The 13828-nt window shown below is 45.0% G+C and carries 14 protein-coding genes; 13 read left to right on the forward strand and 1 reads right to left on the reverse strand.

Annotation, left to right across the window (positions count from 1 at the left end):
* Positions 1-147 precede the first annotated feature (147 nt).
* The 6 genes from CEG13_RS05155 (at position 148) to CEG13_RS05180 (ending at position 4351) form a co-directional block, all read left to right on the forward strand.
* The gene (locus CEG13_RS05155) at positions 148-660 is read left to right on the forward strand and encodes a QcrA and Rieske domain-containing protein (protein WP_100010805.1); all 513 of its coding nucleotides are present in this window, start codon (positions 148-150) and stop codon (positions 658-660) included.
* Positions 661-666: 6 nt separating this feature from the next.
* Positions 667-1341: a menaquinol-cytochrome c reductase cytochrome b subunit gene (gene qcrB, locus CEG13_RS05160; protein WP_100010806.1), complete on the forward strand. Its 675-nt coding sequence runs from the start codon at positions 667-669 to the stop codon at positions 1339-1341.
* 15 nt (positions 1342-1356) lie between these two features.
* Positions 1357-2139 (forward strand): menaquinol-cytochrome c reductase cytochrome b/c subunit, encoded by a 783-nt coding sequence (locus CEG13_RS05165; RefSeq protein WP_100010807.1) that lies wholly within the window; start codon positions 1357-1359, stop codon positions 2137-2139.
* A gap of 86 nt (positions 2140-2225) precedes the next feature.
* Complete coding sequence (gene lhaT, locus CEG13_RS05170; RefSeq protein ID WP_100011189.1) at positions 2226-2810, forward strand: lipoprotein heptaprenylglyceryl N-acetyltransferase LhaT; 585 nt, start codon at positions 2226-2228, stop codon at positions 2808-2810.
* A gap of 509 nt (positions 2811-3319) precedes the next feature.
* Complete coding sequence (locus CEG13_RS19060; protein ID WP_239984576.1) at positions 3320-3610, forward strand: sporulation protein YpjB; 291 nt, start codon at positions 3320-3322, stop codon at positions 3608-3610.
* A gap of 60 nt (positions 3611-3670) precedes the next feature.
* Entirely contained in the window at positions 3671-4351 is a 681-nt protein-coding gene (locus CEG13_RS05180; RefSeq protein WP_100010808.1) for a zinc metallopeptidase, read from the forward strand.
* A gap of 34 nt (positions 4352-4385) precedes the next feature.
* On the opposite strand, the gene CEG13_RS05185 is transcribed toward CEG13_RS05180, so the two are convergent.
* The gene (locus CEG13_RS05185) at positions 4386-5261 is read right to left on the reverse strand and encodes a YitT family protein (protein ID WP_100010809.1); all 876 of its coding nucleotides are present in this window, start codon (positions 5259-5261) and stop codon (positions 4386-4388) included.
* Between the two features lie 52 nt (positions 5262-5313).
* Here CEG13_RS05185 and CEG13_RS05190 point away from each other — a divergent pair, with 52 nt between their 5' ends.
* From CEG13_RS05190 to CEG13_RS05220, 7 genes are all read left to right on the forward strand, one after another.
* Positions 5314-5733 (forward strand): nucleotide pyrophosphohydrolase, encoded by a 420-nt coding sequence (locus CEG13_RS05190; RefSeq protein ID WP_420843787.1) that lies wholly within the window; start codon positions 5314-5316, stop codon positions 5731-5733.
* Positions 5723-6517 carry a 4-hydroxy-tetrahydrodipicolinate reductase gene (gene dapB, locus CEG13_RS05195; RefSeq protein WP_100010810.1) on the forward strand — a complete coding sequence of 265 codons (795 nt, stop codon included), beginning with the start codon at positions 5723-5725 and terminating at the stop codon, positions 6515-6517. Before CEG13_RS05190 ends, dapB begins: the two co-directional genes overlap by 11 nt.
* 15 nt (positions 6518-6532) lie before the next feature.
* Positions 6533-7648 (forward strand): N-acetyl-alpha-D-glucosaminyl L-malate synthase BshA, encoded by a 1116-nt coding sequence (bshA, locus tag CEG13_RS05200; RefSeq protein ID WP_100010811.1) that lies wholly within the window; start codon positions 6533-6535, stop codon positions 7646-7648.
* 7 nt (positions 7649-7655) lie between these two features.
* Complete coding sequence (locus tag CEG13_RS05205) at positions 7656-8867, forward strand: CCA tRNA nucleotidyltransferase (protein ID WP_239984577.1); 1212 nt, start codon at positions 7656-7658, stop codon at positions 8865-8867.
* Positions 8843-9820 (forward strand): biotin--[acetyl-CoA-carboxylase] ligase, encoded by a 978-nt coding sequence (locus CEG13_RS05210; protein ID WP_100010813.1) that lies wholly within the window; start codon positions 8843-8845, stop codon positions 9818-9820. Before CEG13_RS05205 ends, CEG13_RS05210 begins: the two co-directional genes overlap by 25 nt.
* Before the next feature lie 61 nt (positions 9821-9881).
* Entirely contained in the window at positions 9882-12686 is a 2805-nt protein-coding gene (gene dinG, locus CEG13_RS05215) for an ATP-dependent DNA helicase DinG (RefSeq protein WP_100010814.1), read from the forward strand.
* 580 nt (positions 12687-13266) lie between these two features.
* Positions 13267-13824 carry a cell wall elongation regulator TseB-like domain-containing protein gene (locus tag CEG13_RS05220; RefSeq protein ID WP_100010815.1) on the forward strand — a complete coding sequence of 186 codons (558 nt, stop codon included), beginning with the start codon at positions 13267-13269 and terminating at the stop codon, positions 13822-13824.
* Positions 13825-13828 lie beyond the last annotated feature (4 nt).

Consider the following 13828-nt stretch of genomic DNA (forward strand, 5'->3'; position numbering starts at 1 on the left):
CTATACAGGCTGGACTATTGTTTAAAAATTATCGTGAAGTCCACAATATTGATTGACCGGGCAAAAAGTTTGCGCTATCATTGTATTGTCCTAGTAATATGATTAAAACGTAATTGTCCGTGATTACAGGAAAGAGGGGGGAAAATCATGAGCGAAAAAAAGCAGCAAGTAACCCGCAGACAGTTCTTAAATTATACGCTTACAGGTTTAGGCGGATTTATGGCGGCTGGAATGCTGGCTCCAATGGTTCGTATGGCTATCGATCCTGTGCTTCAGGAGTCGGGTGCCGGTGATATGGCAAACGTAGGTTTGGCAGTAGAAGATATCACAAATGAGCCGCAGCGTGTAGACTGGACAATTACCCAGGTGGATGGCTGGTATGAGTCAGAGGTTACCAAATCAGCGTGGGTTTTTGTCAATGAAAATGATGAGATTCAGGCATTTTCGCCAATATGCACACATCTTGGCTGTGTTGTTTCCTGGGAAGGCAGTGAAGAATACCCGGATCAGTTCTTCTGTCCGTGCCACAATGGACGCTATTACAAGGATGGCACGAATGTCCCGGGCACCCCGCCTACAGCACCGCTGAGTGTTTATGAACATAGTGTGGAAAACGGTATGCTATACTTAGGTCAACCAATACCTAGAGGGGAGGCGTAATGATCAATGCTGCAAAAAATTTATGACTGGATTGATGAACGTGTCGATGTTACGCCAATCTGGCGAGATATTGCGGATCATGAAGTACCGGAACATGTTAACCCGGCCCATCATTTCTCAGCTTTTGTCTACTGTTTTGGCGGTTTAACCTTTTTCGTTGTTGTGATCCAGATTTTGTCCGGCATGTTCTTAACCATGTATTACGTTCCAGATATTGAAAATGCCTGGAGATCGGTTTACTACTTACAGACGGAAGTTGCACATGGACAAATTGTCCGCGGCATGCATCACTGGGGCGCCAGTGTAGTAGTTGTTATGCTGCTGTTACATACCTGTCGTGTGTTCTTCACCGGCTCTTATAAAAAGCCGCGTGAGCTAAACTGGATGGTCGGTGTGCTCTTGTTCTTTGTCATTCTTGGCTTAGGATTCACCGGTTATTTGCTGCCTTGGGACAACAAAGCATATTTTGCTACCCAGGTTGGACTGGAAATTGCCCAGCAGGTTCCGTTTATAGGTGATGCTTTAAGAACCCTGCTTGCAGGTGATCCAACCATTGTCGGGGCTCAGACATTAGCGAGATTCTTTGCGATTCACGTATTCTTCTTGCCAGCTGCATTGTTTGCATTGCTGGGCATTCACTTTATCTTGATTCGTAAGCAAGGAATTTCCGGACCATTATAAAAAGGAGGGAAAGCTGTGAAAAAGGGAAAAGGGATGAAGTTTGTCGGAGATTCCCGAATTTCCGCGGAACGGAATCCTTATATACCAAAAGATTATTCGGAATTCCCAGGAAGAACGGAAGCGTTTTGGCCGAACTATTTACTTAAAGAATGGCTGGTAGGGTCAGTATTCCTTGTTGGATTTCTCTGTTTGACACTTGCCCATCCTTCACCGCTGGAAGGAATGGCTGATCCAACAAACGCATCATATATACCGTTGCCTGACTGGTATTTCCTGTTCTTATATGAACTGTTAAAATACGAATTTGCCAGTGGGAATTGGACACTTATGGGTATTCTTGTCCTCCCGGGCATTGCTTTTGGGGCACTCTTCCTGGCACCATTTTTGGATACTGGTCCTGGCCGGAGACCGCATCAGCGTCCGGTCGCAGTCGGTATGATGCTGCTTGGGCTTGTTTCTGTAATTTGGCTGACGTGGAGTTCTGCTGCGCCAATAGATTATCAAGCACGTGCAGAACAGAATCGCCCAATTCCTCCAGATGAACAGGTACAGGTCGATACGTCCCATGAAGGCTATGCTATTTATGAAAGTAACTGCATGAGCTGTCATGGCGATGCACTCCAAGGCGGGGGCGCCGGTCCTACGCTGATTGGAATTGACCGTTCCGCTGAGGAGATTGCACAAATTGCCCGAGAAGGGGTCGGCTCCATGCCGCCCGATCAGTTTACCGGAACAGATGAAGAACTCGAACAGCTTGTTGATTTTATCATGACGGTAAATGAACAAGCACAACAATAAGCGGCACATACAGTAAAAGCACCTTTGCCATTACAGTTGGCGAAGGTGTTTTTTACTAAATGGATGTGTTCGGAAAGGATCAACGTATGCTTAGATACATATTGCTTGATAAACGCTTTTTGATTTTATTATTTTTAATAAACTTTTTTGGAACTATTTACGGATACATTTGGTATCAGGGGCAACTGTCGATCACACCGGATATCTTTTTAATTTTTGTGCCGGATAGCCCGACGGCAAGTCTGTTTTTTACCATTTTCCTGTTATTCTTTATATTTGGCAAAAACGTCCCCTATATAGAAGCGCTTGGTCTGATTACGCTGTTTAAGTATGGGGTTTGGGCTGTTGTGATGAATTTGCTGACACTTATGGTGGATGGTTCACTTGGCTGGCAGGGATATATGCTGATGGCCTCACACGGGGCGATGGCGGTGCAGGGGCTGCTTTACGCTCCATATTACAATATTAAATTGAGGCATATCGTTTTTGCTGCAGTCTGGACACTGCATAATGACGTAATTGATTACGTCTTTGAAATGATGCCAATGTATTCCTCCTTAACCAGCTATATGAATGAAATCGGATATTTCACCTTCTGGCTGAGCATATTGTCCATTTTTATTGCGTATAAATTAACCATCAGCAGTTCGGACAAGAAACTTCGGCTGTGATTCATAAATTTGTTGCTTTTAATTCGCAGTTGACTGCGACTTAGGCTGCCGCTGCGGAAATATCCACGGCAGAGTGCTCGTTGATTTCCGCTACGGGAAGCTGCTTTTCGCGGGCACGGCTTCAACCTCCTCGGAAGAAGAACACTTCCTGCGGGGTCTTCAGACTCGTGCTGTTCCCGCAGGAGTCGGCTTCCCTTCGCTTCAATCAACCATCATCAATGTAGGTAGTCGTTGTTTGCTTTTAAAAGGCTTCTCACCCATCGGAGGAAATACCCCGAGACTCCTGCGGGATGAAAAGCATAGGCGAGACCCCGCAGCGCGACAGCGCGAGGAGGCTTGGCAGATTCCCGCGGAAAGCGAGGGGTATTTCCGCAGCGGCGATCATAAAACCCATTGACTTATATCGCAGTCTATAGATTTTGCAATAAAAGGAATGAGTAGTTCTTGGTCAATCAGCCGGCTGGTTTCAGTATGTCCCGGCGTTATAAAAGCGAGTTGCTTCACATATATTGGAAGGAGAAGATATATGTGAGGTGATCTCTGTGTTGAAAAGGGTTAAAAGAAACGCGCGCGTCTTCCTTTTTTTGCCTATAGGGATCGTTATTTATTTTATGGCCGCAATGCCAGCTAAAGCTGCTCAGAATGTCCCTGAGAGCAAGGCAGTGGCGGAGGCAAGCTCTTTTTTTTGGCCGGTTTTACTGGTGGGAGGATGTATTATCCTTACATTATCCTACGTCAGCTGGAAAAAATATAAAGGGGAAAAACAAAAGCAAGCAGACGAGGACAAAACAATTGACTAATTTGCCTTTTTTGACTAAAATTGACCTTAGCAAGAGATAATTATAAATGGAGGAATCCACATGGGATTAGGTGGTTATCTGATCTATATTGTCCTCTTGATTGCGATACCTTTATGGGCGCAATCCAGGGTGAAAAGCACGTATAAAAAATATTCAAAAAGACCAATCTCTTCCGGAATGACAGGAGCAGAGGTGGCACGAAGAATTTTGGATGACAACGGCCTGTACAGTGTGCAAATTGGCCGGACCAAAGGGACTTTGAGCGACCATTATGACCCAAGAAAGAAAGTGCTCAAGCTTTCAGATGGGATTCATGACGGCAGATCGATGGCTTCCTCAGCGGTCGCGGCTCATGAAGTCGGACATGCCATCCAGGATCAACAGGAATACGCCTTCTTGAAATTAAGAAGTACGCTGGTTCCCGTTGCCAGTCTCGGCTCCAATATATCTTTCTTCTTTATCCTCATGGGAATATTTTTCGGTATGACCAACATGCTACTTCTAGGGATCATCTTCATGTCTGCCGCAGTGCTGTTCCAGCTGGTTACACTGCCTGTGGAGTTCGATGCCTCCAACAGGGCGATGGGACAGCTGGTTGCTTCCGGAGTGATTCGGAACAACGAGGAAAGGGAAACGAAAAAAGTACTGAATGCGGCTGCTTTAACGTATGTAGCTGCAGCCCTTGTAGCTGTCATGGAATTGGCCAGATTTATTCTTATTTATTTGGGCCAGAGAGAGTAGAGAGATGGATGTGCAACCACACATCCATCTTTTTTTATTCTTTATGAAGAGGTTTTTTGTTTTCATCCAGGGTGAACCCTTCTCCCATCACATCATGCACGGAACTCATTGCTACAAAGGCGTGGGGATCCACTTGGTTGATAATCGTTTTTAGCCGGATGATTTCATTACGGCCGACAATGCAGTACAGCACATCCCGGTTTTCTCCGGAAAAACTTCCCCGACCGCTCAGCACAGTAACACCGCGATCCATCTCCTGGTTTATTTTTTGGGAAATTGCCGGGCTGTGAGAAGAAATTATCATGGCAGCCCTGGCAGCATACGCGCCTTCCTGAATAAAATCAATTACCCTTGCACCGATATAGACAGCCACCAAGGTGTACATTCCTTCCCGCAGTTCTAAAATTACCAGAACCGAAGTGGTAATCACGACAAAATCAAAGAGAAACATGGTCCGGCCCATGCTCCAGCCGGCATACTTATTAACCAGCCTGGCAATGATATCCACACCCCCGGTAGTTCCGCCGTACCGGAAGACAATCCCCAGTCCGACCCCGATAAATACACCTGCAAACAATGCAGCCAGAGTCATATCAGACTGCAGGTCAAATGAATACTGATACTCCTGAAACACACTTAAAAATACCGACACTGCTACCGTCCCAATGATCGTATACAAAAATGTATTGCGGCCTAGAAACTTCCATCCTATTAAAAACACGGGGATATTCAGCGCAATATTGCTGATCGCCGGGTCCCATCCCCATAGAAAATAAAGCAGAAGAGTGATCCCGGTAAAACCGCCCTCTCCTAAATTATTCTGCATATTGAAATGAACAATTCCAAACGAAAAGATGGCAGAACCCAGCAAAATGAATAAAATATTTTTGATTTTTAACCCGAACAGCATAATACCGCTCCTTTCCTGCCTTTTTAGATTTTTGCGTTTTCGTATAAATAATTTGTCAAACGAACAGCGATTAGCTAACATAATAAGAGACGCAACCGGCAAAGGGGAACTTATTATCAATACACCAATATATACCACAAATCAGATGCAAAAACGAGTAGATGACTATATTTCGCAATATAAAGAAGGGTATTTTTCACCTTTAAGCCAATTGGCACGGCTTACGGAAGAAGTCGGCGAATTGGCAAGAGAGGTCAGTCATTATCACGGAGAGAAACCGAAAAAGCGTACAGAAGAAGAAAAAACAGTGGAAGAAGAATTGGGTGATATTATGTTTGTGCTTTCCTGTTTTGCGAACAGCTTGGACATTGACATGTCTGAAGCCTTTGATATCGCCATGACAAAAATAGAAACGCGGGACAAAAACCGATGGACACCTAAGACTGAGGAGGCAGACAGCAATGACGATTAAGGTAGTTATCGCCGGGCCCAGAGGAAAAATGGGTTCGGAAGCAGTGAAAATGGTCAGGCAAGAGGAGAACTTTCAATTAGTTGCCTGTATTGACCGCAAAAACGATGGGATGAGCCTGAAGGATATCGAAGAACTTCCTGATATTAATATACCAATTTACGAAGATACCAGTACATGTTTTGAGGAAACGGACGCAGATGTACTCGTTGATTTAACTGTTCCGGATGTGGCATATGAGCACACGAAAGCAGCACTTGAACATGACGTCAGGCCGGTAATCGGCACGACAGGATTTACTGAAGTGCAACTGGAAGATCTAAAAATGCTCGCAAAGGAAAAACGACTTGGCGGTCTGATTGCCCCTAACTTCGCAATTGGCGCCGTCTTGATGATGCATTTTTCCAAAATGGCGGCAAAATACTTACCGGATGTGGAAATTATAGAAAAACATCATGACAATAAACGCGATGCGCCATCCGGGTCAGCGGTTAAGACAGCGGAATTGATCAAAGACTCCCGCTCTTATAAATCCCAGGGGCATCCTGAAGAGAAGGAGACTTTTCCGGGAGCCAGAGGAGCGGAATATGAAGGAATGCGTATCCATAGTGTCCGTTTGCCGGGTCTTGTGGCACATCAGGAGGTAGTGTTCGGCGGCCCTGGCCAAACTCTCTCGATCAAACATGATTCCTATAACAGGGAATCCTTTATGGACGGCATTAAGCTGGCAATAGAAGAGGTAATGGAGTTGGAAGAGCTAATTTATGGCATGGAAAACATCTTATAGGGAGCTAAGGTCTTTATGAAAAAAATCGGGATTACCTGCTATCCAACAGTCGGCGGCTCTGGTGTGATTGCTACAGAACTCGGACTGCTCCTTGCTGAGGGGGGGCATGAAATTCATTTTATTACCTCAGGGTTGCCTTTTCGGCTTAATAAGGTCTACCCGGAGGTGTATTATCATGAAGTGGAGCTGAATCACTATCCAGTCTTCCAGTATCCGCCATATGATCTGGCACTTGCCACAAAAATGGCCGAGGTCATTGACCAGGAACAGCTGGATATTCTGCATGTGCATTATGCCATGCCACATGCTGTCTGCGCGATTTTGGCAAAAGATATGGCCGAACATGATGTAAAAATCGTTACCACTTTGCACGGCACGGATATTACTGTACTCGGGATTGACCATACCTTTAAGAAAATGATCAAACATGCCATTGAACAGTCAGATGCAGTCACTGCTGTGTCACATAGTCTGGTGGAACAGACGAGGCGGATGCTGGATGTGAACAAAGACATTTCCGTTATTTATAATTTTGTTAATGAAAAAGAGTATTATAAAAAGGATTTGCCGGAGTTGAAACAGCAATACGGCATTGCTCCAGACGAAAAAGTGCTTGTTCATATTTCCAATTTCCGTAAAGTGAAGCGGACCGGTGATGTGGTTCGTACCTTTAACAAGGTACAAAAACAAGTAGACAGCAAGCTCTTGCTTATAGGCGACGGGCCTGAGTATTCGGACACGATGCAGCTCGTTCATGATCTGGGGCTGCAGGATAGAGTGCTGTTTCTGGGTAAACAGAAGAATATAAGTGACCTCCTATCCATATCTGACTTGAAATTGCTGATGTCAGAAAAAGAGAGCTTCGGACTGGTGCTTTTGGAAGCAATGGCTTGCGAGGTGCCTTGCATCGGAACAAACATCGGCGGAATTCCTGAAGTGATTTCCCATGACCAAACCGGCTTTATCATCGATCTTGGTGATACAGAGACTGCAGCAGCGTATGCCGTTAAACTGCTGGAAGATGAAACATTGCTTGAACAATTTTCCCGAAATGCCAAACAGCATGCCAGTGAGCAATTTCACTCCCAGCGAATTGTCAGCCAGTACTTGGATCTCTATCACTCCACATGAGGAAAAGGTGATTAATTTGCTTAGAAAGGATTTTCAGGAGGCGATGCCAATTCTGGAACAATTAGAGGCCCATCAGTACAAGGCATACTTTGTAGGTGGCTGTGTGCGCGATTTCCTGCTGAAAAGGCAGATCGGGGATATCGATATTGCTACATCGGCCTCACCAAAAATGGTGCAAGAGATTTTCGCCAAGGTGATCCCAGTGGGAGTTGAACATGGCACGGTTATTGTGCGGCATAATCACGGGTCTTATGAAGTCACTACCTTCCGTGTGGATGGAACTTATTCCGATCAGCGGCATCCGGATTCGGTTGAATTCATAGATAAAATCGATGAAGATCTCAAAAGGCGGGATTTCACGATCAACGCATTTGCCATGGGCAAAGACGGGAAAATAATTGATCTGTTCGGCGGGCGTGAGGATTTAGACAGACGTCTCATCCGGACAGTCGGAGATGGACGCCAGCGTTTCCAGGAAGATCCACTGCGCATCATCCGTGCCGTTCGCTTTGTGAGCCAACTAGGGTTTTCCATTGACCCGGAAACACTGGAAGCAATGAGACAAGTTAAACAGGAAATCGAACACCTTGCTGTGGAACGGCTGGCCAATGAGATGGCCAAATTGTTTGCCGGAAATTATCTTGGAGACGGGATCGCTTATATCAAGCGTACCGGCCTGTATTATTACTTGCCGGTTTTGAGAGAAGCTTCGCATATCATCCATAGGATCCCGGATTCACTGCAGCCATTATCGTCTTTTGGAGAGGTAATAGCGCTTTTTCACTTGCTGGAGCCTGGGCAGACAGTGGAAAGGTGGAGCCGTGCCTGGAAATGTTCCAATAAAGTGAGACAGGAGGCAAAGCAATTAGTGGAAGCCATCCGTTATTTTATGGAGAATGGATTGGACGAATGGCTTGTGTACCGGCTTGACAATGCCTATTTCTACGGCTTCATTCACTTAATCAATAACTTGAAGTTGGAGAAAACAGTGAACCTTTCTCAAGTGCAGGAGCTTGCAGCAAAACTGCCAATTGAATCAAAACGGGATTTGGCGATCAAAGGCCACGAAATTGCGGCCATCTTTCCCGATTTTAAAAAAGGACCCTGGCTTAAGCGCCTGATCCAGCAGCTTGAGGAAGAAGTAGTGCGCGGCAGGGTGAAAAATACGACGTTTGAGTTAAAGGAATGGATCCAATGCAATCCACCAGAAACAGATTAATTAAACTGCTGGATGCTTATCCAGATACATATATTTCCGGACAGCAGCTGTCTAACGAACTAAATATTTCCCGCAATGCTGTCTGGAAACATATGAATGAATTGAAAAAGGATGGGTACAAAATAGAATCAAGACCGAAAAAAGGGTATCGCATTATCAGCTTACCTGCCAAACTGAGCGAGAACACCCTTCAATGGGGACTTGACACAGCATGGATCGGCAAAAATCTTCTGCATAAAGAGACGGTTGCTTCCACCCAGCTTATCGCCCATGAAAAAGCACGGGAAAACACTGTTCATGGCACAGTAGTAATCGCCGATGAGCAGACAAAGGGCAAGGGGCGTATGGACCGGTCCTGGCATTCGGCAAAAGGCAAAGGCATATGGATGAGCATTATTTTAAGGCCATCAATTTCACCATCGCTGGCTCCGCAGCTTACACTAATGACAGCAACGGTGCTTGCCGATGTGCTCCATAAGCATACCGGGAAGAATCCGCAAATCAAATGGCCGAACGATATTTTGTTTAATGGCAAAAAAATAGCCGGGATTTTAACAGAAATGCAGGCGGAGCAAGATCAAATTCAGTACCTGGTCATTGGCATTGGATTAAATGTTAACCACTCCAGTGCCGAACTTCCGGCAGAACTGGAAGGAAGGGCATCGTCGCTAAAACTGGAAACAGGTAAAAATTGGCAGATTCAATCGTTGATTCAGGAAATACTGACAACCTTTGAGCAAGCTTTTGACCTGTATATGGAAAAAGGCTTTCGTGACGTGAAACAAAAATGGGAAAGCTACGGTTATAAAGTTGGCCGGACCATCTCAATAAAAACAATGCGTGATCATTGGAAAGGAACCTTCCTTGGAATTGCGGAGGATGGTGCACTGCTTGCCACAGATAAAAATGGCGAAACGGAAAAATTCTATTCCGCAGAAATTGACTGGTCTTGAGGATGAAGCGATTTTCTCTAAACACTGATTTATTTCTTGCGGTGAAAAAGGAGGTGACCATATGGAAAAATATGTCGTAATCGATCTGGAAACGACCGGTCATACCGCCACAAAAGGTGACCGGATTATTGAAATCGGAGCCGTAGTAATTGCAAATGATCAGATAACCGACCAGTTTGCATCGTTTTTCCATCCCGGCAAGCCTATCCCTCCGTTTATTGCCAACTTGACTGGTATACAGGATGATGATGTGGCAGAGGCGCCTCATTTTCATCAAAAAGCGGGGGAAATCAAAGACTTGTTTGCCGAAAGCTATTTTATTGCCCATAATGTTCCATTTGACCTGGGATTTTTAAATGTGGAGCTTGCAAATGCTGGGCGGAGCCAGCTGCATAATCCTGTATTGGATACGGTAGAGCTGGCGCGTATCCTTTATCCTCAGGCTCCCGGCTATAAATTGGGACAGCTTGCAGAATTTCTGGGTATTTCCCATGAGGACCCGCACCGGGCTTTATCTGATGCATATGTAACGGCAAAACTTTTCCTGAAGCTGAAGGAAAAACTTGCTTCTCTTCCTTATGAAACGATTACCCATCTGATCCGGCTGGAAAAAATGTTCAAATCTGATGTATACAGCTTATTGGAAGAAAGGCAGCAGGCATTGGCTTTTTCTTCCGAGGAAAGAGAGGACATCGATACGTACAGCGGATTGGCGTTCAAACGAATCGAACAGCTGGAGACAGAGGCCTCTTCTGTAAACGTATCATATGGTGATTATCTCGATGGCATTTATGAGATGGAAGGGTCCATGGCCAAGCGGATGAGCAACTATGAAAAGCGAAAAGGACAGCGTGAAATGTCTGAGACGATCCATGATGCATTCCAATCCAAAGAGCATGCCTTGATTGAAGCAGAGACCGGGACAGGAAAATCGCTAGCCTATTTGATCCCGACTGTGTATGAAGCAGTAAGGACCAGAAAGCGGATTGTTATCAGTACATACACCACCCAGTTGCAATCACAGCTCTTGGAAGAGGAAATTCCGCTCATCCGAACATTGATTGACTTTCCTTTTCAAGCAGCGTTACTGAAGGGGAAAAGTCATTACTTGAGCTTGGAGAAATTTGCGCAGGAACTCGATTCGCCCCAGCAGGATAATTATGATATTGTATTAACAAAAGCAAAGCTGCTTGTCTGGATTACGGAAACAGAAACAGGCGATAAGGATGAGATTCAACTGCCTTTAAGCGGATACTTGTTTTTCAAGCGCATTTCAACAGATGCAGAAGGGTATATAGACCCCCGCTCACCCTGGTTTGGGAGATCCTATTATCAAAAAGCGCTCAAGAAAGCCAGGAAGTCGGATATCATTATAACCAATCATTCGTTATTGTGTACCGATATGTTCAACGACTATCAGTTTTTGCCAAGCTATGACAGGGCAATCATTGATGAAGCACACCATCTGGAGGAAACAGCCTCCCGCCATTATGGCCTGAAGCTGGATTATATCAACATGCAGTATGTGTTTAACCAGCTTGGAAGCACTGATGAAGGAAAATCCTTCAGCAAGCTGCTGGAGCGTGCGGAACTGCATGAGGAAGACTTTCCGGCAGAAAAGTGGGATGATGCTTTTATTGATGGGAGATATGAATTAGACGATCTATTCCGGGCATTGTTTACGTATGTGGCCGAACAAAAGCGGTACAATAAGTCGTTGAGCGATGTCGGCAGAACCCAATACCGATTTGAAAACGGAAAGGAACCCACCGAGAAGTGGGGGCCGATTAAAGAGATGGTTACCCGCTCCACCTTTTTCATGCGGGATATGATCCATGTCCTGTCGGTCGCCGAGGTTCAAGCGGAGAAGAAGGATACGCTCCAGCAGACGGAAAAAGATATGATCCGGCGTAATACGGAGATTCTGCAAACATTCATTGATCAGCTGGAACGGTTGTTTTTGCTGGAAGAAGACCGGACAAAAGAAGTAAAATGGATTGAGATTGAAGCCTATGGAGCAAAAAACGCCGTATACTTGTACAGTGAGCCAACGGATATTTCGGAACTGCTGGCAGCTGATTTCTTTGCTGTGAAAGAAAGTGTTGTTTTAACTAGTGCTACACTTACGATGAGGAATTCATTCTCCTTTATCCGGGATCGGCTTGGGCTCCCTGGCGATCGGCTCGTGACGGAAAAAATCCGTTCACCATTTTCCTATCAGGAGCAGGTGCAGCTGATGGTGCCGACTGACTTTCCCGATATCAAATACGACAGCCAGGAGGAGTTTATTTATGCTACCTGTGAGGCGATTATTTCCCTGGCGGAGATCACGTCCGGAAGAATGCTTGTGCTGTTCACCTCCTACGACATGCTGAAAAGGGCACACAACTTGTTAAAGGAAACTCTCGATATCGACAAATATGTATTGATTGCCCAGGGGATATCAAGCGGGAGCAGAACCAGACTGAAGAAAAATTTTCAAACGTTTGATGAAGCGATTTTGCTGGGAACGAGTTCTTTTTGGGAAGGGGTCGATATTCCCGGGGAGGATTTATCCTGTCTAATGATTGTTCGTCTTCCCTTTCAGCCGCCCGATCACCCGGTATATGAAGCAAAATCCAGCCATATGAAAGAACAGGGGAAGAATGCTTTTTTTGAATTGTCCCTGCCAAATGCGGTGATTCGATTTAAACAGGGCTTCGGCCGGCTGATCCGCTCCACCAGTGACCGAGGCATCGTATTTGTCTGTGATGCCAGGCTGACGAAAGCGAAGTATGGGAAGTTCTTTACAGAATCGATTCCTGATGTCCCAACGACGGTCGATTCCACGAATAAATTGATTCAAAAGGCGAAGGAATGGTTTTAAGTAAAGGCTCTATTCTTAATTTTTATTGTTTATTTATTTCGTAGTTGATGGAAACCCCGATTCCTGCTCAGGTTTAGACTCGTGCTTTCCCGCAGGAGTCGATTGCCCTCCGCTCTAATCAACCATTAACAAGTAGTTTGCTGTTGTTGAACTTAAAAAGCACACTACTAGCGTAGGAAATACCCGAAGACTCCTGCGGGAAGAAAAGCCTAGGCGAGACCCCGAAGTGCGCCAGCACAAGGGGGCTCGGCAGCTTCCCGCGGAAAGCGAAGGGTATTTCCGGAGCGGCAGGAGTTACGTCGCAGTCTAAAGAAAAACAGCCCAGAAAAAAATACTGATGCTTGGGGCCTTCAAGCATCAGTAACAGCAATAAATGGTATAGGCAGGAAAAAATTTGTTGAATTAATTAAAAACAAAACACTTTCATGCTAATGCTTGTTATACTGTACATGTGCTTCATTTCATATCAACCTTACCTGTATTATTTGAGCAGAAACGGCATCTTATGACTGACAAAAATTGATAAATACAGAAGCTGATAAAAAGGGAAAGGCAGATAAATTGCAAGCGGACATAACAGATGAAAGGACATCAAAGGACAATGATGAAAAATGGAGCGTTTACCGGCAGAAAATTTCCCGGATGGCTGAAATGGAGTTTGCTCATTTTGCTGCTTTTGTCCGTGATTTTTCTTGTTTTGGCCATTTATTTATATCAAGATATCAGAGAGAGCAAAGTAAGCGGATATGAGGAGACAAGACAGCAGCTTTTAGCCAATACTTCCCTGACAGAAATTACCGCAATCGAACAGTTTAATGGAGCACAGTCCTATCATGTCGTGCATGGAGTTAATGGGGAAGGGGAAGAAAAAATTGTATTTTATCCTTTGGCAGGAAACGAAAAAAATCTGACGACCATTGACAAGAGTGAAATCATCCCGGAAAATCAGGTTCAGTTACAATGGCAGGAGCAGTGCTCAGATTGTGAACTCATCGAAGTAATACCTGCGCTCTCGGATGGAAACGCCTTATGGGAAATGACTTATATCGATGAATCAGGGCGCTATGTATTTGATTATTTATCCATTTATGACGGCGCACAATATGAGAAGTATCGTTTTACTTCAATGTTTAATTAAGGAA

The organism is Lentibacillus sediminis (genome assembly GCF_002763455.1).
GTDB lineage: Bacteria > Bacillota > Bacilli > Bacillales > Amphibacillaceae > Lentibacillus_D > Lentibacillus_D sediminis_A.

Excerpts from the sequence above, each read along its gene's own strand:
- CEG13_RS05155 (WP_100010805.1), top strand. The coding sequence starts at position 148 with ATGAGCGAAAAAAAGCAGCAAGTAACCCGCAGACAGTTCTTAAATTAT.
- qcrB (WP_100010806.1), top strand. The coding sequence starts at position 667 with ATGCTGCAAAAAATTTATGACTGGATTGATGAACGTGTCGATGTTACG.
- lhaT (WP_100011189.1), top strand. The coding sequence starts at position 2,226 with ATGCTTAGATACATATTGCTTGATAAACGCTTTTTGATTTTATTATTT.
- CEG13_RS05180 (WP_100010808.1), top strand. The coding sequence starts at position 3,671 with ATGGGATTAGGTGGTTATCTGATCTATATTGTCCTCTTGATTGCGATA.
- CEG13_RS05185 (WP_100010809.1), bottom strand. The coding sequence starts at position 5,261 with ATGCTGTTCGGGTTAAAAATCAAAAATATTTTATTCATTTTGCTGGGT.
- dapB (WP_100010810.1), top strand. The coding sequence starts at position 5,723 with ATGACGATTAAGGTAGTTATCGCCGGGCCCAGAGGAAAAATGGGTTCG.
- bshA (WP_100010811.1), top strand. The coding sequence starts at position 6,533 with ATGAAAAAAATCGGGATTACCTGCTATCCAACAGTCGGCGGCTCTGGT.
- CEG13_RS05210 (WP_100010813.1), top strand. The coding sequence starts at position 8,843 with ATGCAATCCACCAGAAACAGATTAATTAAACTGCTGGATGCTTATCCA.
- dinG (WP_100010814.1), top strand. The coding sequence starts at position 9,882 with ATGGAAAAATATGTCGTAATCGATCTGGAAACGACCGGTCATACCGCC.
- CEG13_RS05220 (WP_100010815.1), top strand. The coding sequence starts at position 13,267 with ATGAAAGGACATCAAAGGACAATGATGAAAAATGGAGCGTTTACCGGC.